At 55.7% G+C, this 18931-nt stretch carries 18 protein-coding genes and 1 pseudogene; 16 read left to right on the top strand and 3 right to left on the bottom strand.

The annotated features are described in order from the left end of the window. The first annotated feature begins 13 nt into the window (after positions 1-13). Both ACR0AJ_RS17875 and ACR0AJ_RS17870 read left to right on the top strand, forming a co-directional pair. A complete protein-coding gene (locus tag ACR0AJ_RS17875) occupies positions 14-718 on the top strand; it encodes a CoA transferase subunit A (RefSeq protein WP_170362511.1) in 705 nt (234 codons plus the stop codon). Further along, entirely contained in the window at positions 718-1344 is a 627-nt protein-coding gene (locus ACR0AJ_RS17870) for a CoA transferase subunit B (RefSeq protein WP_170351441.1), read from the top strand. Before ACR0AJ_RS17875 ends, ACR0AJ_RS17870 begins: the two co-directional genes overlap by 1 nt. 41 nt (positions 1345-1385) lie before the next feature. Here ACR0AJ_RS17870 and ACR0AJ_RS17865 read toward each other — a convergent pair whose 3' ends face one another. After that, positions 1386-2252, bottom strand: a complete 867-nt coding sequence (locus ACR0AJ_RS17865; RefSeq protein ID WP_170351443.1) for a lytic transglycosylase domain-containing protein — start codon at positions 2250-2252, stop codon at positions 1386-1388. Between the two features lie 352 nt (positions 2253-2604). Here ACR0AJ_RS17865 and ACR0AJ_RS17860 point away from each other — a divergent pair, with 352 nt between their 5' ends. The 14 genes from ACR0AJ_RS17860 (at position 2605) to pdeM (ending at position 17857) form a co-directional block, all read left to right on the top strand. Next, a complete protein-coding gene (locus tag ACR0AJ_RS17860) occupies positions 2605-2823 on the top strand; it encodes a Flp family type IVb pilin (protein ID WP_170351445.1) in 219 nt (72 codons plus the stop codon). Between the two features lie 455 nt (positions 2824-3278). Further along, on the top strand, positions 3279-4154 hold the full coding sequence (gene cpaB / locus ACR0AJ_RS17855; RefSeq protein WP_170362506.1) for a Flp pilus assembly protein CpaB: 876 nt from the start codon (positions 3279-3281) through the stop codon (positions 4152-4154). Between the two features lie 192 nt (positions 4155-4346). After that, a complete protein-coding gene (locus ACR0AJ_RS17850; RefSeq protein ID WP_170351452.1) occupies positions 4347-5753 on the top strand; it encodes a type II and III secretion system protein family protein in 1407 nt (468 codons plus the stop codon). 16 nt (positions 5754-5769) lie between these two features. Then, complete coding sequence (locus tag ACR0AJ_RS17845; protein WP_170351453.1) at positions 5770-6399, top strand: OmpA family protein; 630 nt, start codon at positions 5770-5772, stop codon at positions 6397-6399. A gap of 195 nt (positions 6400-6594) precedes the next feature. Next, positions 6595-7827, top strand: a complete 1233-nt coding sequence (locus ACR0AJ_RS17840; protein WP_170351455.1) for a CpaE/TadZ family protein — start codon at positions 6595-6597, stop codon at positions 7825-7827. A gap of 25 nt (positions 7828-7852) precedes the next feature. After that, on the top strand, positions 7853-9286 hold the full coding sequence (locus ACR0AJ_RS17835) for a TadA family conjugal transfer-associated ATPase (RefSeq protein WP_170351457.1): 1434 nt from the start codon (positions 7853-7855) through the stop codon (positions 9284-9286). An 11-nt stretch (positions 9287-9297) separates the two neighbouring features. Continuing rightward, positions 9298-10266: a type II secretion system F family protein gene (locus ACR0AJ_RS17830; protein WP_170362505.1), complete on the top strand. Its 969-nt coding sequence runs from the start codon at positions 9298-9300 to the stop codon at positions 10264-10266. Between the two features lie 10 nt (positions 10267-10276). Then, positions 10277-11257: a type II secretion system F family protein gene (locus ACR0AJ_RS17825; protein WP_170351461.1), complete on the top strand. Its 981-nt coding sequence runs from the start codon at positions 10277-10279 to the stop codon at positions 11255-11257. A gap of 49 nt (positions 11258-11306) precedes the next feature. Beyond that, on the top strand, positions 11307-11846 hold the full coding sequence (locus ACR0AJ_RS17820) for a tetratricopeptide repeat protein (RefSeq protein ID WP_480649039.1): 540 nt from the start codon (positions 11307-11309) through the stop codon (positions 11844-11846). A 29-nt stretch (positions 11847-11875) separates the two neighbouring features. Beyond that, positions 11876-12727: a tetratricopeptide repeat protein gene (locus tag ACR0AJ_RS17815; RefSeq protein ID WP_170362504.1), complete on the top strand. Its 852-nt coding sequence runs from the start codon at positions 11876-11878 to the stop codon at positions 12725-12727. A gap of 3 nt (positions 12728-12730) precedes the next feature. Beyond that, positions 12731-13276, top strand: coding sequence for a prepilin peptidase (locus tag ACR0AJ_RS17810; RefSeq protein WP_170414273.1), 546 nt, complete (start codon positions 12731-12733; stop codon positions 13274-13276). A gap of 117 nt (positions 13277-13393) precedes the next feature. Beyond that, positions 13394-14701, top strand: a complete 1308-nt coding sequence (locus tag ACR0AJ_RS17805; protein WP_170351466.1) for a P-loop NTPase family protein — start codon at positions 13394-13396, stop codon at positions 14699-14701. A gap of 40 nt (positions 14702-14741) precedes the next feature. After that, entirely contained in the window at positions 14742-17153 is a 2412-nt protein-coding gene (locus ACR0AJ_RS17800) for a ligase-associated DNA damage response DEXH box helicase (RefSeq protein ID WP_480741508.1), read from the top strand. 41 nt (positions 17154-17194) lie between these two features. Next, positions 17195-17857 carry a ligase-associated DNA damage response endonuclease PdeM gene (pdeM, locus tag ACR0AJ_RS17795; protein WP_170351470.1) on the top strand — a complete coding sequence of 221 codons (663 nt, stop codon included), beginning with the start codon at positions 17195-17197 and terminating at the stop codon, positions 17855-17857. Positions 17858-17863: 6 nt separating this feature from the next. On the opposite strand, the gene ACR0AJ_RS17790 is transcribed toward pdeM, so the two are convergent. Together ACR0AJ_RS17790 and ACR0AJ_RS17785 are read right to left on the bottom strand one after the other, a co-directional pair. Then, positions 17864-18613, bottom strand: a complete 750-nt coding sequence (locus tag ACR0AJ_RS17790; protein WP_170351472.1) for a LytTR family DNA-binding domain-containing protein — start codon at positions 18611-18613, stop codon at positions 17864-17866. A gap of 207 nt (positions 18614-18820) precedes the next feature. Next, positions 18821-18931: pseudogene (locus ACR0AJ_RS17785) on the bottom strand (bifunctional methylenetetrahydrofolate dehydrogenase/methenyltetrahydrofolate cyclohydrolase); the annotation flags it as partial.

The raw sequence follows: 18931 nt of genomic DNA, 5'->3' as shown, positions 1-18931 counted from the left end.
GGGGGAGTTTTCCATGAAGAAAGTCTATGCCAATGCCACCGAAGCGCTTGATGGGGTGTTGTCGGATGGCATGATGATCGCAGCAGGCGGGTTCGGCCTGTGCGGTATTCCTGAATTGCTGTTGGAGGCGATCAAGGAGTCGGGCGCTCAGGACCTGACCTTTGCCTCGAACAATGCGGGCGTCGATGATTTCGGCATCGGCATCTTGCTGCAAACCAAGCAGGTCAAAAAGATGATCAGCTCATATGTTGGCGAGAACGCGGAATTCATGCGTCAGTACCTGGCGGGTGAGTTGGAATTGGAATTCAACCCGCAAGGCACTCTGGCTGAGCGTATGCGTGCCGGTGGTGCAGGAATCCCCGGCTTCTATACCAAGACAGGTGTGGGCACCGTGATCGCTGAGGGTAAGGAGCATAAGGACTTCAACGGCGAAACCTATATCATGGAAGAAGGCATCTTTGCCGATCTGGCCATCGTCAAGGCATGGAAGGCCGACGACACCGGCAACCTGATCTTTCGCAAGACCGCCCGCAACTTTAACGTGCCCGCAGCGACCTGCGGCAAGGTCTGCATCGCCGAAGTCGAAGAGATCGTGCCACGCGGTTCGCTGGATCCCGACCAGATCCACTTGCCCGGCATCTACGTGAACCGGATCATTCAGGGCGATCACGAAAAACGCATCGAACAGCGCACCACCCGCAAGAAGGAGGAAGCATAATGCCCTGGGACCGCAATCAAATGGCCGCCCGCGCGGCGCAGGAGCTGGAAGACGGCATGTATGTGAACCTCGGCATCGGGATTCCGACGCTGGTGGCGAACTATGTGGGTGATAAGGACATCACTCTACAATCCGAGAACGGCATGCTGGGCATGGGCCCCTTCCCGTTCGAAGGTGAAGAAGACCCCGACCTGATCAACGCAGGAAAACAGACGATCACTGAATTGTCGCGCACGTCCTATTTCGACAGCGCCACATCCTTTGCCATGATCCGGGGCGGCAAGATTGCTGCAGCGGTTCTGGGCGCTATGGAGGTTGATGAGGAAGGTGATCTGGCCAACTGGATGATTCCAGGCGTTCTGGTCAAAGGCATGGGCGGCGCGATGGATCTTGTCGCCGGTGTTGGCCGCGTGATCGTTGTGATGGATCACACTAACAAGCACGGCAAGTCCAAGCTACTGAAGAAATGCACCCTGCCCCTGACCGGAAAACAGGTAGTGGATCGCATCATTACCAATCTGGGTGTTCTGGACGTGGTTGAAGGCGGCCTGAAGATCGTCGAAATTGCCGAAGGTGTAACCGAAGACGAGATTCGCGCCGCCACCGAGGCCAAGATCGTCAACTAATCCACTAGATTGAAAAGGCCCGCCAGTTCTGGCGGGCCTTTTCAATTCAATGTCTGGAACACACAGCCATCCGAAATCAGCTCGGGCGGGGTTGAACAAAGGGCCTTGGCGATCTGAAAAGCCGCAAGGACTTTGGGCACGTAATCCCGCGTCTCGGCATAAGGGGGAACTCCACTGTGCTTGCGCACAGCACCTTCACCCGCATTATATCCGGCCAGCACTAGGATCGGATCATTTCCAAATTCTTCCATCAACCAGTTCAGGTATTTGACACCGCCCGAGATATTCTGAGACGGCTGCAAGCTGTCCTTAACACCAAATCGTTTGGCGGTGGCTGGCATCAACTGCATCAACCCCTGCGCCCCGGCTGAGCTGACCGCATTCTCACGACCTGCAGATTCAACCGAAATCACGGCCAGCACCAAAGCCGGCGATACATTTGTTCCTACGGTTGAGCGCAGAATCTCGATCCCTTGTTGTTGCGCAATGTTCTGGAGCGTCTGCAAACGCGGTGAGGCCACATTGGTCGCGGCCAGCGCGTTTATGGCTGCATCCAACCGCCAAGCTCCTGCTTCGGCCAAAGCAGGTGAGATTTTATCCCAGAAAGCCTTGTAAGACCCGACCGGTTTGTTTTGCGATCCAGTCCCTGGAACACTTGGGGGTACAACCTTGGCGCGTTTGACGATCTCAGGAATAACGAGCTCGGCCCCGGTGCTGGGCGCGAAGGGCGCCGATGCATGTTCTTCGGGCGAAATCTGAACAGTTATCTTGGGTCGCGTCCCCGGTTTGGGGGGCTTTACTCTTTTATATACGCCCCTGGGCTCAACTTCATTCGCGATAGCGGGCAAGGGCCCTGACATCATCAAAGCCAACGTGCCGGCGCAGATCATTGCGTCCCGGAGTTTCATTTTGCCTGCCTCATGTTTTTTCTTTTACGGGATTTGAACCGCGAATCCCGTTGTAAAGCCAGAGAAACACGTCGAAATGGGGCAATTTCGCCTCATTTGGCGCAATTTTGCATCGGCAACACAGAACACCCCAATCGGTAACGAACTTTTATTTGTTTATTTTCAATAGCTTGAATAAAAAACTACCAAAAAGTTAAGCGGAAAAGAAAAAAAATGGTGTTTAGCCCAATTCCTGCCACGCCTGACAGGCAATCATAGTGCCATACCGAGACGGTCGGGAGCGGACTGAGAGAGAAAGCTCTGATAGACCCCGAGGTTTATTTGACTTTTGATCCTTTAGGAGGGACGTAACATGATCAAGTTCATCAAGAACTTCCGCAAAGACGAAGACGGCGCCGTAACAGTTGACTGGGTCGTTCTGACTGCAGCTATCGTTGGCCTGGCCGCAGTTGCTTACAGCGCGATCGGTGATGGCACCGCAGCTCTGTCGGGCAAAATCGGTACCGAAATCAACGGCACCACGGTTGAAGACATCAAAACCAAGTTCGGCACGACGACCTCCGGCGGCTAATAGAAACGCCGGTAGAGATTTATATGGTGGGGCCATGCTTGCTTAGGCTTGGCCCCTCTTTTTATGCAATATCCCTAAAGTGGTACTCCTATGCTGAAGAGACTTGCAAAATTTTCTCACCAAGAGGATGGGGCCGTAACGGTTGATTGGGTCGTGCTGACAGCCATGCTGGTTGGCTTTGGCTCTTTCATCGGTCTTTACATCGCAGATCCTGTGCAAAACCTGGACGCAAAAAATGGTGCCGCAGTCTCTGCGGTTGAGGTTCAAGACATACGCACAAAATTTTCCGCCACCAGCCCCTGATGCGGAAACGCCTCAGAATGAGTGCGGAATTACAATCACGAAATTAATCGAGATTGTCCCCCTTTTCGACACAATTTAACATTACGAAGAAATGGACTTCGTCGTAATGTCGCGGCGAACAAACCGATATAGAACAATACGAGGGGACGTGAATGCGTGCAGTATTTGGACTTGTCCTGATTGTCGGGGTGGCTTTGGCCGGAGGCGCCGTCTATTTGGCGCGCGACTACATCGCACAGCATCAGGACCAACTCGCCCGAGAACGCCTGGCCGCGCAACAAGCGTTGGAAAATGCCGCCCTAGAAGGGACCACTGGCGTTCTTGTATCCAACCGAGCCATGAAATACGGAGAGCGCCTGACCAAGGAAGACGTTCGTGTCGTCAACTGGCCTGACGAAGCAATCCCGGAAGGCAGCTTCGTGGACATGGCCGTTTTGTTTCCTGAAGACGCTAAGGGAGACCGATTCGTCCTGAGAGCGATGGAAAAAGACGAGGCCCTCATGGAGGTCAAAGTTACCAATCCTGGGGAGGCCGCAGGTCTGACCTCACGGATAGAAAAAGGTAAACGCGCTTTTGCGATCAGCGTTGATGTTGCGTCTGGTGTTTCTGGCTTTTTGCGCCCTGGTGATAGTGTAGATGTGTATTGGACCGGAACCGTTAACAGCAACCTTCAGGCTGGAGTCGGCGAAATCACCCGCCTGATTCAGACCAACATCGAATTGGTCGCGATTGACCAGTCAGCGGGATCAGATCTGACGGGCACAACAATTGCGCGTACTGTGACAGTAGCCGCCACCCCAGAAGAAATCGCGGCTTTGGCCCAAGCACAGAACACAGGTCGCTTGTCATTGGCCTTAGTTGGGGTGCAGGACGACACAATCGCAAGTGCGGTTGAAGTGGACCAGCGAAAACTGTTGGGAATCAAAGAAGCAGCCCCCGCCCCGGTTCAGGCTGAAGAACGGAAATGCTACACGAGAGTTCGACGTAGCGGAGAAATTGTGCAAACCGAAATTCCTTGCACAAACTGACGTTAAATCAGAGATTTACCAATACAAGCCGCGCCAACTGCGCGGCTTGTTTCGTTATGCATGTTGCGCATTGTCCACATAAGGAAAATTCCAGAAACCCTTGATTATTGCAATAAATTCGTAATTCGCGCAGTGTTACCTGACATAGGGCATAGACCCAAAAAACGAGGCGTGATCGGAGAGGCAGGTCACATGACAATACGTACTTGGATCAGCGCAACCCTTATGGGGTTGGCGCTTATAGTTGGTCCGGTCGGCCATACGGCCTGGGCTGAAACTTTGCGCGTGGTAAAGAATGGTTCAGCGGAAACGCTGGACGTTCCGATGAACCGCGCAATTGTGGTGGAAAGCGAAGAACCTTTCGCCGAACTTAGCATTGCTAATGCCGGCATCGCCGATATCTCGTCGCTTTCGGATCGCACTATTTATGTGCTGGGTAAGGCACCGGGTCTGACTACGCTGACCCTGTTTGACGGCGCGGGTAACCTGCTGGCAAATGTTCGGGTTCGCGTATCGCCGGATGTATCTGAATTCAAAGAGCGTTTGGTTCAGATTTTGCCAGGTGAACAGATCGAAGTGCGCACAGCCAATGATGGCATCGTCCTTTCGGGAACGGTTTCCAGCGGCGCAAAACTGGCGCGGGCACTGGAACTGGCCGAGCGTTACGCGCCCGAGCGTGTCTCGAACCTGATGTCAGTTGGGGGCGTACAGCAAGTCATGCTGAAAGTACGCTTTGCCGAGATGAACCGCTCGGTGGCCAAAAGCCTGACCGCTTCGCTGGGCTTCGGCGGCGGTGACGTGACAGGTGGTTTCAACACCCTCAACAATGCGGGTGCTCTGGCCAACGCACTGAACGACAACATCCCCATACTTCAAACAAATACAGGCGCCATCCTGTTCGGCTTTGGGGCCGGATCGACGCAGGTGCGTTTGCTGCTTGAAGCATTGGAGGCCAAAGGTCTTGCCCGCAGTCTGGCAGAGCCAAACCTGTCTGCCCTGTCGGGTCAGGAAGCAACCTTCCTTGCCGGCGGTGAAGTTCCCATTCCGGTGCCGCAAGAAGATGGTGTTATTGCCATTGAGTACAAGACGTTCGGCGTTGAAATCGACTTTATTCCACGCGTTGTGGATGGCGATCTGATCAATCTTGAGCTTGCCGCCGCCGTGTCCAGCATTGACACCAGTTCAGACTTTACTATCCAAGGCGATACAGTTCCTAGCTTTGTCACTCGTCAGACCAGCACGACGGTTGAATTGCGAGATGGTGAGAGCTTCGCAATCGCGGGGTTGATTCAAGATGACTTTGCAGACCTGAACAGCCAAGTTCCCTGGGTCGGTGATATTCCGGTGCTGGGAGCGTTGTTCCGCTCTGCGGAATACCAGCGCCAACAAAGCGAACTGGTTATCATAATCACTGCGCATCTGGTTTCGCCGACACGTGGTGAAGCGCTGGCATTGCCAACAGATCGGGTCAAGCCGCCCAGCGAATTTGATCTGTTCGTGAACGGCAAAGTCGGTCGTACAACGCGCCCGGGTGCCGGCGCAGCCTCGGAAGTGGCCAAGCAGGACTTTGGCAGCTCCTACGGCTACGTTCTGGATTGATAGGAGGATAGGACCAATGCAGAAGTGGATAATCACACTGGGTCTTTCGGTTGCTGTCGCCGCTTGCACGCGTGAAGCCGGGTATGAAGTTGATCAAGGTGCTTTCGGGAATGCGACCCTGAACAACACCCAGGTCATGAACGGCGAACTGACCTATGCCCAAATCCTGGGTCAGCGGTTCGCGGCCGAGGTTCCGACGCAGATCAACTTTGCCTTTGACAGCGCAAAGCTGGACGAAACGGCTCAGCGGGTTCTGTTGCGGCAGGCTGCTTGGATCAAACAGTTCCCCGAAGCGCGGTTCCGGGTCTATGGCCATACCGACGCCGTCGGTTCGACTGGTTACAACAAGGCACTGGGCCAGCGACGCGCCAATGCGGCGGTTGCCTTCCTGACACAGCAGGGCATCTCGCGCTCACGTCTTGAGGCTGTCGTTTCCTTCGGCAAGTCACGCCCGTTGATCGATACCCCGAATCGCGATCGGCGCAACCGCCGCACCGTGACCGAGGTTTCGGGCTTTGTGGATCGCAACCCGCTGGTTCTGGACGGCAAGTATGCCGCCATCGTCTATCGCGAATATGTACAAAGCGCGACGTACGAGGCGCAACTGCGTAGCCAGACACGAGTTGGCGATACAACCGAACAATAAGTCGGATTTGGGCGACATCGTCGCCCATTTCCCTACAATTGGTTCTTTTGCGCCTAAATCTTGCCTAAGTTCCAAGCCAAATTTTCAACAATTAGGTGACCTGCGGCCAAATCTGGCCGCGACGGGGCAAGAGCGAACCAGACAGAATCCTCGGGTTCTCTGGGTTGGTCGGCTCTCGCGACAAGGATTGTGTTAATGACGAGCGCATCGCCACAAGATGATAAAAACGCCATTCTGGCCTGCACCATCAGCCGTGACGTCCAGAATTTCGACCTTCTGATCGAAGATATGGAGGTTGCACTGGGAGAACGATGGGGTGATCTCGGTTTTGCCGAAGCTCTGGCATTCTTCAGCCAACCTGATGCCGATTCTTTGGAGTTTGTCGCCTTGGCGATTGACGGCGAAGATGAGGACAACTTGTCCTTGATGGGTGAGATCATCACGCGAGCCAAAGAAAAGAAGATAAAAATCGTCCTAATCGCCGAAGACGTCACTCCGGCGTCTCTGCACCAACTGTTGCGCAAAGGCGCGGACGAGTTCGTCCCCTACCCTCTGCCCGAAGGCGAATTGCAGGAAGCTATCGCCCGGATGAACCAGCCCGATCCAGTTGCAGTACAGCAGGCCGCTGCACCTTTGGCGCAAGGTGAATCGAAAGAAGGGGCCCTCTTTGTGGTCCACGGACTTGCCGGAGGCGTCGGTTCCACCACTATGGCAGTCAATCTGGCCTGGGAATTGGCCACCGTATCGGACAAAGACGCGCCATCAGTCTGTCTGTTGGATCTGGATCTGCAATTCGGCACAGTTTCGACCTATCTGGATTTACCACGGCGCGAAACTGTCTTTGAAATGCTTTCGGACACATCGCTGATGGATGACGACGTATTTTCTCAAGCGTTGCAAACCTATGAAGAGAAACTGCAGGTTCTGACAGCGCCATCGGACATGGTGCCGCTGGATCTGATCACACCCGAAGATATTCAGCGCGTGATCGAAACGGCTCGTCGGAACTTTGATTATGTGATCGTGGACATGCCCTCGACGCTGGTTCACTGGTCTGAAACCGTTCTTCAGGCCGCACATGTGTATTTCGCCATGATTGAACTGGACATGCGCTCGGCTCAGAACGCGCTGCGCCTGAAACGTGCGCTGCAGGCCGAGGAACTGCCTTTCAACAAATTGCGCTTTGCTCTGAATCGGGCGCCGAAATTTACCGATCTGAACGGCAAAAGCCGGGTCAAACGGATGGGTGAAAGCCTGGGTATCTCCATTGACCTGCAATTGCCGGATGGCGGCAAGCCGGTCATGCAGAGTGGCGACCACGGACAACCGCTGGCCAATGCAGCCGCCAAGAATCCGCTGCGTCGCGAAATCGCGAAGCTTGCGAAATCGCTTCATAGTTTGGGCAGCAGCGACGCTGAGGCCGCGTAACCAGTACTAAAGGGAGAGAGCCGCCGTGTTTTCACGTTACAAGAAACAGCCCGAAGCGCAGCCGGTTCAAACTCCGGCCGCGACACCTGAACCTGTTGCGGAAAAAAAGCCCACAGCTAATGCCGTCGCTCGACGGCCCGTGCAGAAAAAGGCGGCCGAACCGGTGGCCGGAGATCGCGATCGCAAGCGCAAGGAACGCCTTGGCGAGATCAAGATCGAACTGCATCGCGAACTGTTGGAAAACCTGAACCTAGCGGCGCTCGAAAATGCAGGCGAATCCGAATTGCGCGCGGAAATCAGCTCGATTGTCAGCGAAATTTTGGAAACCCGGAACATTGTTCTGAACCGCGAGGACCGCTCGCAGTTGAACAAGGAACTGTATGACGAAGTGACGGGTCTTGGCCCGCTTGAGACCTTGCTGCAGGACGATACCGTCAACGATATTCTGGTCAACGGTCCGCAACAGATCTTTGTGGAACGCGACGGTAGGCTGGAAATCAGCGACATCACCTTTAAAGACGAAAAGCACCTGATGCGGATCATCGACAAGATCGTGTCCGCTGTGGGACGTCGTGTCGATGAATCCAACCCTTACGTTGACGCTCGCTTGGCTGATGGTTCGCGTTTTAATGCGATGGTGCCGCCGATTGCGGTGGATGGATCGCTGGTCTCAATTCGTAAGTTCAAAAAAGACAAGCTGGGCATCGATGACCTGGTGAATTTCGGTGCCTTTACCGAAGAAATGGCCGCTTATCTTCAGGCCGCCGTGTCAACCCGTCTGAACATCATCGTTTCAGGTGGTACGGGTTCGGGTAAAACCACCACGCTGAACGCCTTGTCCAGTTTCATCGATGACGCAGAACGCATCCTGACAATCGAGGATACGGCGGAACTTCAGCTACAACAGACCCATGTGGGTCGGATGGAAAGCCGTCCGCCAAACGTCGAAGGCAAAGGTGAGGTCAGCCCGCGCGACTGTTTGAAAAACGCCCTGCGTATGCGTCCTGACCGCATCATCGTGGGTGAGACGCGTGGCGCCGAGGTGATCGACATGTTGCAGGCCATGAACACCGGCCACGACGGTTCGATGACCACGATCCACGCCAACTCGGCGCGCGACGGGATTTCGCGCCTGGAAAACATGATCGCGATGGCCGGTATCGAAATGCCAATCAAAGCGGTAAGAAGCCAGATTTCGTCAGCTGTGAACCTGATCGTGCAGGCCAGCCGTTTGCAGGATGGTTCGCGTCGGATGACCTCAATCACCGAGATTACAGGCATGGAAGGCGATGTGATCTCGATGCAGGAAATCTTTAAATTTCAACGTGTTGGACTAACACCGGACAACAAAATCATCGGTCACTTCACAGCGACCGGCGTGCGCAGTCACTATTCTGAGCGCTTCCGCCTGTGGGGCTTTGACCTGCCCGCTTCGGTCTATGAACCAACGAATATGTAGGAGATCTGGCAATGCAACTGCCTGTTGAGGCGCTCATCTATGTCGTGATCTTCGTCGCGGTGTTCGCCCTAGTCGAAGGCATCTATCTGGTGGCTTTCGGCAAATCCATCAGCCTGAACAGCCGTGTAAACCGGCGTCTGGATATGCTCGACAAAGGTGTCGGGCGGGAACAAGTGCTGGAACAGCTGCGCAAGGAAATGCAGCAGCATATGAAAACGCAGAGCATCCCGCTCTATTCGCTGTTGGCTGACAAAGCGCAGAAGGCAGCTATTGCCTTCACCCCGAAACAACTGATCATGGTCATGATCCTTTTGTCAGGCTTTGCTTTCGTCGGCCTGAGCGTCGGCACCGCAACGGAAATGGTTCTGCGGGTGGCATTGTCGGTCTTTATCGGTGTTGGCGGTGTCTACACCTGGGTGAGCCGGAAGGCCGGTAAACGCATGGGCATGATGGAAGAGCAACTGCCTGACGCGGTTGAATTGATGGTCCGATCCCTGCGCGTGGGCAACCCATTTGTGTCGTCTATTCAGATTGTCGCAAACGAAGTACAGGACCCACTGGGAACCGAGTTCGGTGTCATTGCCGACGAATGCGCATATGGCCGGGACGTGGGTGAGGCGCTGAGTGATCTGGCTGAACGTCTGGACATGCAGGACCTTCGCTTTCTGGCGGTGGCCGTGGGTATCCAACAACAGTCAGGCGGTAACCTTGCTGAAATTCTGGCTGGTCTGGCCAAGGTGATCCGCGCCCGTTTCCGCCTGTTCCGGCGTGTAAAGGCGATCACCGCCGAGGCAAAATGGTCCGGCAAGTTTCTGTCAGGGTTTCCCCTTTTCTGCCTGCTGTTCATCATGGTGACAGATCCCAATTACTATGACGACGTGGTTGATCATCCCCTGTTCATCCCGGCCTGTTTCTTCGTGGGCATCATGCTGACGGTGAACCTGATCGTGATGCGCGTTCTTACCAACATCAAGGTCTGAGGGAATCGCAATGGAAGTTCTGGCCCCAATCAACGACCTGATCAAACAGTACCTTGGCGAATTCGGTCCACTTATCGTGATCGGCGTTTTGGGTCTGGCGATGATCTTAATCGCTGTCACTCTGATGCTGAACCAACCAGAGGACCCTCTGAAAAAGCTGCAAAAATCCACTGCCGCACCAAAACACGATAAGAAATCCAAAAAGGACAAGCTTCGCAACACCAGCCGCAACGAGCAGCTTGAAAAGTTCGCGACATTCCTTGAGCCGCAAAACGAAGCCGAACTGTCGGCAATGCAGCTAAAGCTGCGGCAAGCCGGATATCATTCAAAGGATGCTGTGCGGTTCTTCCACTTTGCACAATTTGCGCTGGGTATTATCGGCATTCTGGTCGGCGTCATGTTGGTTACCGTACTGTCGGGTGGCCAGGAATTCACCGGTCAACAGATGGCTCTTAGGGTTCTGATTCCGGCAGGTGCAGGATATTTTCTGCCGCGCTACTGGATCACCCGGCGTGTTGCCGAACGTAATGAAGCAATTGTCGCCGGTTTTCCCGATACGCTGGACCTTATGCTGGTCTGCGTCGAGGCCGGACAATCTCTGGATCAAGCCATTGTACGGGTTGCGCGTGAGATGAAGGCCTCCTACCCCGATATCGCGCAAGAGTTCGAAATTGTCGCTTATGAATTGAAGGCTGGTAAGGACAAGGACACGGTTTTGCGTGACTTCGGAACCCGCTGCGGCGTGCAAGATGTCAGCTCATTCGTGACCGTCATGATCCAGTCCGCGACGTTCGGCACCTCGATCGCCGAAGCGCTTCGGGTCTACGCTGGCGAAATGCGCGACAAACGGGTCATGCGCGCCGAAGAAGCCGCGAACAAGTTGCCAACCAAGATGACTCTTGCCACAATGATCCTGACGGTGCCGCCTTTGCTGGTTATTCTGGTCGGACCTTCGGCAAAAGGAATCGCTGATTTTGCGGCGGGTAATTAATAACCCAAATTTAGTAGGCTTCAGGCGCATCCACGTCGGTATACGCCACATGCTAAAGGCCGCCATGGTGATCGCCATGGTGGCCTCTTGCACTGAGACAGGGTCGTCAGATGATCTGGACGTCCCCGGAATTGACCCTAAAGGTCAAAGGGTGGACGAAATTACGGTGGGAAACCGGTTGATGGCCGCCGGGGAATACGAGCTGGCGCTGGATTCTTTTGCCCGCGCCGCATTGGATCAGGGGATGACAACACAAATCCTGACGGCGATGGGCACGGCCAATCTGGGACTCAGGCGTCTAGGACAGGCCGAAACCCTACTGCGACGGGCCGTCAAGGACAATCCTGACTGGCCAGTTGCTTGGAACAATCTAGGCGTGGTGCTGGTCGAAAAGGGCGAATATCCCGAGGCCGCGCAGGTTTTCAAGCGGGCCTTTGCGCTGGACAATGGCGAAAGTGACGCAATCCGGGACAATCTGCGCTTAGCGCTCGCAAAAATGGAAAATCCTGTTAATACTACGGCAGAAGAACAAGAATATACGTTGGAGCAGCAAGGCGACGGGCAATTCAAGCTGCGCAAGCTCCCGTAAAACAGGCAAGAGCAGTAAGGGACGCAAAAATGCGCCAACAATTCTTGATTGCGCCAATCGTGATGTGCGGGCTGATCCTTTCTGCCTGCGAAAAAGAAACCGAGGAAGAAAAGGTCGAGCGTACCTATCAGGAGGTCAACGTCATTGACGAGACCAACCTGAACGAGGTCTTGCTGACCGCCGCCGATCCAAATGAGGCGGTCACCTACTTTCAAGGCGCCGCCGCCAAAAATCCGGGTCGGATCGACCTGCAGCGGGGACTGGCGATTTCCTTGTCTCGTGCGAAACGGTCGACCGAAGCCGTCGCCGCCTGGAAAAAGGTGACGACGATGAAAGGTGCCGGAAACGTCGACAAGCTCGAATATGCTGACGCGCTTGTCCGCGCCGGCAATTGGGGGCAGGCCAGATCGGTTCTGGATACCATTCCACCCACTTATGAAACCTTCAAACGGTATCGGCTTGAAGCGGTGGTCGCAGACTCCAAACAGGATTGGAAACGCGCAGACCACTTTTATGAAACCGCGGTCGGCCTGACCACGCGCCCCGGTGGTGTCATGAACAATTGGGGTTATTCCAAGCTGACACGCGGCCAGTTTGCCGAAGCCGAACGCCTGTTTACGGAGGCGATCCGTCAGGACAAATCCCTGTTCACCGCCAAGAACAATCTGGTTCTGGCCCGAGCTGCGCAAGGAAATTACAGCCTGCCGGTTGTCCCCATGACACAGGTGGAACGCGCCAGGCTGCTGAACACGATGGGTATCTCTGCTGTCAAGCAAGGGGATGTGGCGACAGCCAAAAACCTGTTCCGCGAAGCCATCGCCACCCATCCACAGCATTTTGACGAGGCTGTCCGCTCGCTGCGCGCGCTTGAGGATGCCTGATTGATGAGTATTCCCGCGTTTGCTGCGCTGTGGTTTCTTCCGTTTGTTCTGCCGATCTGCTTTTACGTGGCGTTCACAGACTTGCGGGACATGCTGATCAAGAACCACGCCGTTGTTGCGCTGGCCGTCATTTTCGCCATTGTCGGGTTGTTTGTGCTGCCCCCGTGGTCCACCCAGTGGACCTCACTAACGATCTGGTCGTTCTCGGTGACACTTCCCCCTTACGTCTGGCACTTGCTGCATATTGTGACCGTGCTGATTTTGGGCATTCTGTTTAATGCCGCTGGCGTTTTGGGTGCCGGGGATGCCAAGTTCATGGCCGCCGCCTCACCTTTTGTCTGGTCTGGGGATTGGGTTCTGGTGATGTTTATTCTGGCAGCCACCACGCTTGCTGCCTTTGTCACACATCGATTGGCCATGTATACAGCGTTGCGCAACGTTGCGCCAAATTGGGAAAGCTGGAACAGGAAGAAGCACTTTCCAATGGGCCTGCCTCTTGGTGGCAGCCTGGCTATTTACCTGATCTTAGGCACTGTTTACGGCTCGTAAACTATCATTAACGCGCCTTGTCGCCGCCTTGGTACTGCCACAAAGCCGGGCCAGATTTCCCCTAAGCGGCCCTTTTTGGGGCCATTGGCGTGAATACTGGATAGACGGGCGACGCTCATGAATATGCAGACAACTTCGGTAATGGCCCCCCCTGCCCCAAAGGGTTTGGGCGAAATGAGACTGCCCATCGTCATGATGCGCGACATCATGTTGAAAACGATCTTTCGCAAGAATGTAGACACCGTATCCGAGATCGCCGTGGCGATTTGTCTGCCGGGCTCCGTCACGCAGGAACTGATCGACATGGCCCGCGAGCAAAAGCTGATCGAGGCCACCGGCACCCTGAATGCCAACAGCGGCAATGAGATGGGTTATCAGCTGACTGATGCCGGCAAGGCCCGCGCACTGGACGCGTTGAGTCAGTCAGAATATTTTGGCGCCATGCCCGTACCGCTGGACGTCTACCGCGAACAGGTGAAACGCCAGTCGATCCGCAACATTCAGGTGACCCGCGACCAGCTGATTGGCGCAATGGGCCACTTGGTTCTGCCCGACAGCCTGCTGGATCAATTGGGCCCGGCGGTCAGCGCCGGTCGCTCGGTCCTGATGTATGGCCCTCCGGGCAACGGTAAATCCTCGATTTCAAACGGGATTCGCGATGCACTGGGCGATAATGTCTATGTGCCTTTCGCCATCGAATATGCCGGTCAGGTGATTACGGTTTATGACCCGATCGTTCATACTGCGATTGAACAGGAGCCAGACGATCCCAACAGCCTGCGCCGCCGCAAACGGTTCGACACACGCTATGTTCAGTGCGAACGTCCAACCGTGGTTACAGGTGGTGAATTGACGCTGGGTATGCTGGATCTGGTTTATAACCCCACAGCGCGAACCTATCAGGCCCCTTTGCAGTTGAAATCGACCGGCGGTATCTTCATCGTGGACGACCTTGGCCGTCAGCAGGAACCACCGCAGGCCCTGATTAACCGTTGGATTGTTCCGCTGGAAGAGAACAAGGATATCCTTGGCCTGCAGTCGGGTGAAAAGTTCGAAGTTCCCTTCGACACGCTGGTCATCTTCTCGACCAACTTCCACCCGAATGAAATCTTCGACCAAGCGGCCCTGCGCCGGATCTTCTTCAAGATCAAGATCGACGGCCCGAACCAGGAGAACTTCCTGAAAATCTTTGCCATGGTGGCGCGCAAACGCGGCATGCCGCTTGACGAGGCTGCTTTGGTCCATCTGTTGAAGGTTAAATACCCGACCATCAACAATATCTATGCGAATTATCAGCCGATCTTCCTGATCGACCAGATGATCTCGATCTGCGAGTTTGAGGGCATCCCTTATCAGATGAGCCCTGACCTGATCGACCGCGCATGGTCCAACATGTTCGTCAAGGACGAGACTATCGTCAAATAACGCCGTGCCATTTCGGTAAAGGGCCGGGTAATCTGCGCGTATGACGCAGATTCCCGACCGGATCGCATCTTGGTTTGCCGCCAAGGGCTGGTCCATTCACCCCCATCAATACGATATGTTCAACCGGGCCTTGGACCCGGCCACGTTGTTGATCGCGCCGACCGGGGGCGGTAAGACAATGGCCGGGTTTTTGCCGACATTGGCGGAACTTGCAGATGGCACGCATGAGGGGTTGCACACGATTTATGTGTCTCCGCTCAAGGCACTGGCCGCTGATATCCGCCGCAACCTGCGCGGCCCTGCGGATGAGATCGGCCTACCCATTCGGATCGAAGACCGCACCGGCGACACCTCGGCCACGCAGAAAAAGCGGCAGCGTGTAGACCCACCCCATATTTTGCTGACCACCCCTGAAAGCTTGGCCCTGCTGACCTCATACGAGGACGCGCCTCGGATGTTTGCGGGGGTGCAACGAGTGATTGTCGACGAAATCCACGCATTGGCCGAAAGCAAGCGAGGAGATCAGCTGATGCTGGCCTTGGCGCGGCTGCAAACCCTGTGCCCTGACCTGCGCCGGGTCGGTCTTTCAGCTACGGTCGAGGACCCGCAGGCCATCGCGCGCTTTCTGGCCCGGCACCCGGACCCTTGTCAGATTGTGCAGGCCGACCCCGGACCTGATCCGGATATCCGCATGCTGGAAACGCAGGAAATGCCCCCCTGGTCCGGTGGTGGCGCTGCTTATTCGATCCCGGCGGTGCTCGAGCAGATCAAGCAACACAAGACGACGCTGATTTTCCACAACACCCGCGCGCAGGCCGAAATTTTCTTTCACAATCTGTGGCTTGCCAACGATGACGGCCTGCCCATCGGCATTCACCACGGCAGTCTGGACCGGCAGCAACGCGAGCGGGTCGAGGCCGCCATGGTGCGGGGCGACCTGCGCGCCATAGTATGTACCGGCAGCCTGGACCTTGGCATCGATTGGGGTGACGTGGACCTTGTGATCCAAATTGGTGCGCCTAAAAATGTCAAACGATTGGTGCAACGGATCGGGCGGGCAAACCACCGCTACAACGCGCCCTCCAAGGCCCTGCTGGTACCTGCCAACCGCTTTGAGGTGGTGGAATGCGTCGCGGCACTTGAGGCCGCCAGAGCGCATGATCTGGACGGTGAACCGCGCGGCTCTGGCCCCCGCGATGTGCTATGCCAGCATATCTTGATAGCGGCTTCGGCAGGCCCGTTCGACGCCAGCGCGCTTTTTACGGAAATGACCACAGCGGGGCCATACGCGCGTCTGTCACGCGATGAATTCGACGCCTGTCTGGAATTCTGCGCGACCGGAGGTTACGCCCTACGCGCCTATGATCGCTGGCAGCGCTTGCAACAGCGCGCAGACAGACAAATGCAGCTGCGCGACCCGCGCGCAGCGCAGCGTATCCGCATGAACTTGGGCACCATTCAGGACACCGACACGCTGAAGGTACGTTTGAAACGCAACCGCGGAGGCAAACCGCTGGGTGAAGTGGAAGAGGCCTTTGCCGCCTCGCTAACGCCCGGAGATACCTTTCTGATCGGGGGGCAGATTGTCCGCTATGAGGGCCTGCGCGAGATGGTGGTTGAGGTCAGCCGCCGTGCGGACAGAAAACCAAAAGTTGCTGTTTTTGCGGGCACGAAATTCGCCACCTCGACGCAGTTAAGCGACCGGATTCTGCGGATGTTTGCCCAGCCGGATTGGCCGCAACTGCCTAAACACACTGCCGACTGGCTGTCTCTGCAGCGCGACATGTCTCGCCTGCCTCAACGCGACCGGCTGCTGATCGAAAGCTTTCCGAATGACGGGCGCGAGAATCTGTGCGTCTACGGTTTCGCTGGCCGCAACGCACAGCAGACGCTGGGCCTATTGCTGACCAAACGTATGGAGGAAACCGGACTCGCCCCGCTGGGTTTTGTCGCAACCGATTATGCCACACTAATCTGGGGGCTGGATGCAGTGACCGACCCGCGGCCCCTGTTTCAACTGGATGCCCTGCGTGACGGGCTTGAGACTTGGTTGGCCGGAAATGCCGTGATGAAACGGACCTTTCGCGCCTCGGCCACGATTGCTGGGCTGATCGAACGGAACATGGGCGGTCAGCGCAAAAGCGGTCGTCAGGCGACGTTCTCGTCGGATATCCTTTATGACACCTTGTTGAAATACGACCCGGATCATTTGTTGATGCAGATCACCCGCGAAGAGGCCATGCGCGGGCTGGTGGATTTCGGGCGGATCGAAGCGATGATCGCCCGGATCGGAGACCGTATTGATCTGCTGCGGCTGGATCGCGTATCGCCTCTTGCCGCCCCTTTGTTTCTTGAGGTCGGCAAGGTTCCGGTCAAGGGCGCGGCCGAAGAACGGCTATTGGCAGAAGAAAGCGCACGTCTGTTGAAGGCGGCGGGGTTAACACCTGATTGATACGGCTTGCGTCCGGAGGTGAAACACGCAAAGAACGCATCATGAACGAAGTGGCGTTTTCATTTGCGGGGCAGACTCTGAAGGCATTAGGATCAGGGGCCCTGTGGTGGCCGGATCAGCAATTGCTGTGCGTATCCGACCTGCATCTGGGCAAGTCTGAGCGCATCGCTCGGCGGGGCGGCCCGAGTCTGCCGCCTTATGACAGTCAAGAAACCCTGACCCGGCTTGCTGTGGATATTGCCAGAACCAATCCTGCCACCGTGATCTGCCTGGGCGACAGCTTCGACGATCTGGAAGCTTCGGTTGCAATGCAAGCGGCTGAACAGCGTGATATCACGGCCCTGCAGGCTGGTCGGCGCTGGATCTGGATCGAGGGTAATCACGACCCTGGCCCGATTGATCTGGGCGGTACGCATCTGTCCGAGTGTAAGATTGCCCCGCTGACTTTCCGCCATATCGCGCAGGCACCAGCGCAAGCCGAGGTGTCAGGCCACTACCACCCCAAAGCACGTCTGAACGCGCGGGGTCGAACCATCACCCGGCCCGCCTTTTTGGTGGACAAGACGCGGCTGATCCTACCGGCCTACGGCACATATACTGGCGGGTTACACAGTACGGATCATACACTGGACGCTTTGATGGATGATCAGGCCATAGCCATACTCACCGGATCGCATCCTCGGGTCATTCCAATGCCCAGATAGAGTGGCTTAGATAAGGCCGTCTAGCTCTAACCCCGGTTTGTATTTTCGGCTAATCGGAACCAGATCGGTGTTCTTCAGACGCAAGAAGGTTTTTCCGTCTAGCTTTTCAACCCCGACAATGGCATCGTCTGCCACCCAATGGGAACGATGCGTACAGTGGCCGGGTACCGGTTCCATCTCGGCGATCGCATCAGTCAGGCGGGATCGGATGGTGAATGTCCCCGCTGAAGTCACAACATCAACCGCATGGTCGCGGACTGTCAGTCGATAGATCTGACCGGAAAACGACTCTGGCAAACGCTTGGTCAGACGTGGCGAGGGTGGCGCGATCTGATCCTGCACCGGCTCATCAACGTGACTATACCCGCGCACCAGGACCAGCCCGGTTGCAAACAGGGCACCATAAGGGGCCACCGCCAGAACATCCGGCGCCTGTAGCCCCCCGGCAGAGAACAGCAAATATGACATAAGCCACATAGATGGCACGAACAAAACCAGAATGAAGAAAACCAGCGCAATGTCACGCCAGCTGAATTGGGCTTCTGCGAAAAATTTCCGGCTCACGCGTGTGACAATCCAGGTCACGCACAGGGCCAATCCCAGTACACCGATCCAGAAAACAAGCCGCTGGGGATAGGTCAGGTAGATGGCCGGAAAAGGCTGGAACGCACTGGCCAACAAAGGCGGGAAACCAACGCCTGCAATCACTCGGCGTAACGTGAATTCGGCCAGAATTGGTCTGGGCACTTCGGTCATACATACTCAACAAACAAGACTACAGGTTCCAGCCCAACACCACACGGCTTTCACCAATCTCTCGTAACCGGCTGGAATAGCTTACTTATCACCAATTTACCGGACATTCAAACCCGGCCCTTGAAACTTAATTCAATCTTCAGAAAGCAAATGGACCAAAAAGCGTTTGCTCTTCGGTCCATTTGTTCAAATTTATTTTCCCTGAGATCAAGCTGTCAGGCCTTCGGGCTCTGGCAAGGCATTGGCGCGGCAACAGGCGGTCAGTGTGTTGGCCAGCAGGCAGGCAATGGTCATCGGTCCGACGCCACCGGGCACGGG

The sequence above is a fragment of the Ruegeria sp. CJ9 genome (assembly GCF_056536625.1).
The sequence above is the reverse complement of the archived record's forward strand: the minus strand, read 5'-3'. Positions and strand labels throughout refer to the sequence as shown.

Excerpts from the sequence above, each read along its gene's own strand:
- ACR0AJ_RS17875 (WP_170362511.1), top strand. The coding sequence starts at position 14 with ATGAAGAAAGTCTATGCCAATGCCACCGAAGCGCTTGATGGGGTGTTG.
- ACR0AJ_RS17870 (WP_170351441.1), top strand. The coding sequence starts at position 718 with ATGCCCTGGGACCGCAATCAAATGGCCGCCCGCGCGGCGCAGGAGCTG.
- ACR0AJ_RS17865 (WP_170351443.1), bottom strand. The coding sequence starts at position 2,252 with ATGAAACTCCGGGACGCAATGATCTGCGCCGGCACGTTGGCTTTGATG.
- ACR0AJ_RS17860 (WP_170351445.1), top strand. The coding sequence starts at position 2,605 with ATGATCAAGTTCATCAAGAACTTCCGCAAAGACGAAGACGGCGCCGTA.
- cpaB (WP_170362506.1), top strand. The coding sequence starts at position 3,279 with ATGCGTGCAGTATTTGGACTTGTCCTGATTGTCGGGGTGGCTTTGGCC.
- ACR0AJ_RS17850 (WP_170351452.1), top strand. The coding sequence starts at position 4,347 with ATGACAATACGTACTTGGATCAGCGCAACCCTTATGGGGTTGGCGCTT.
- ACR0AJ_RS17845 (WP_170351453.1), top strand. The coding sequence starts at position 5,770 with ATGCAGAAGTGGATAATCACACTGGGTCTTTCGGTTGCTGTCGCCGCT.
- ACR0AJ_RS17840 (WP_170351455.1), top strand. The coding sequence starts at position 6,595 with ATGACGAGCGCATCGCCACAAGATGATAAAAACGCCATTCTGGCCTGC.
- ACR0AJ_RS17830 (WP_170362505.1), top strand. The coding sequence starts at position 9,298 with ATGCAACTGCCTGTTGAGGCGCTCATCTATGTCGTGATCTTCGTCGCG.
- ACR0AJ_RS17825 (WP_170351461.1), top strand. The coding sequence starts at position 10,277 with ATGGAAGTTCTGGCCCCAATCAACGACCTGATCAAACAGTACCTTGGC.
- ACR0AJ_RS17820 (WP_480649039.1), top strand. The coding sequence starts at position 11,307 with ATGCTAAAGGCCGCCATGGTGATCGCCATGGTGGCCTCTTGCACTGAG.
- ACR0AJ_RS17815 (WP_170362504.1), top strand. The coding sequence starts at position 11,876 with ATGCGCCAACAATTCTTGATTGCGCCAATCGTGATGTGCGGGCTGATC.
- ACR0AJ_RS17810 (WP_170414273.1), top strand. The coding sequence starts at position 12,731 with ATGAGTATTCCCGCGTTTGCTGCGCTGTGGTTTCTTCCGTTTGTTCTG.
- ACR0AJ_RS17805 (WP_170351466.1), top strand. The coding sequence starts at position 13,394 with ATGAATATGCAGACAACTTCGGTAATGGCCCCCCCTGCCCCAAAGGGT.
- ACR0AJ_RS17800 (WP_480741508.1), top strand. The coding sequence starts at position 14,742 with ATGACGCAGATTCCCGACCGGATCGCATCTTGGTTTGCCGCCAAGGGC.
- pdeM (WP_170351470.1), top strand. The coding sequence starts at position 17,195 with ATGAACGAAGTGGCGTTTTCATTTGCGGGGCAGACTCTGAAGGCATTA.
- ACR0AJ_RS17790 (WP_170351472.1), bottom strand. The coding sequence starts at position 18,613 with ATGACCGAAGTGCCCAGACCAATTCTGGCCGAATTCACGTTACGCCGA.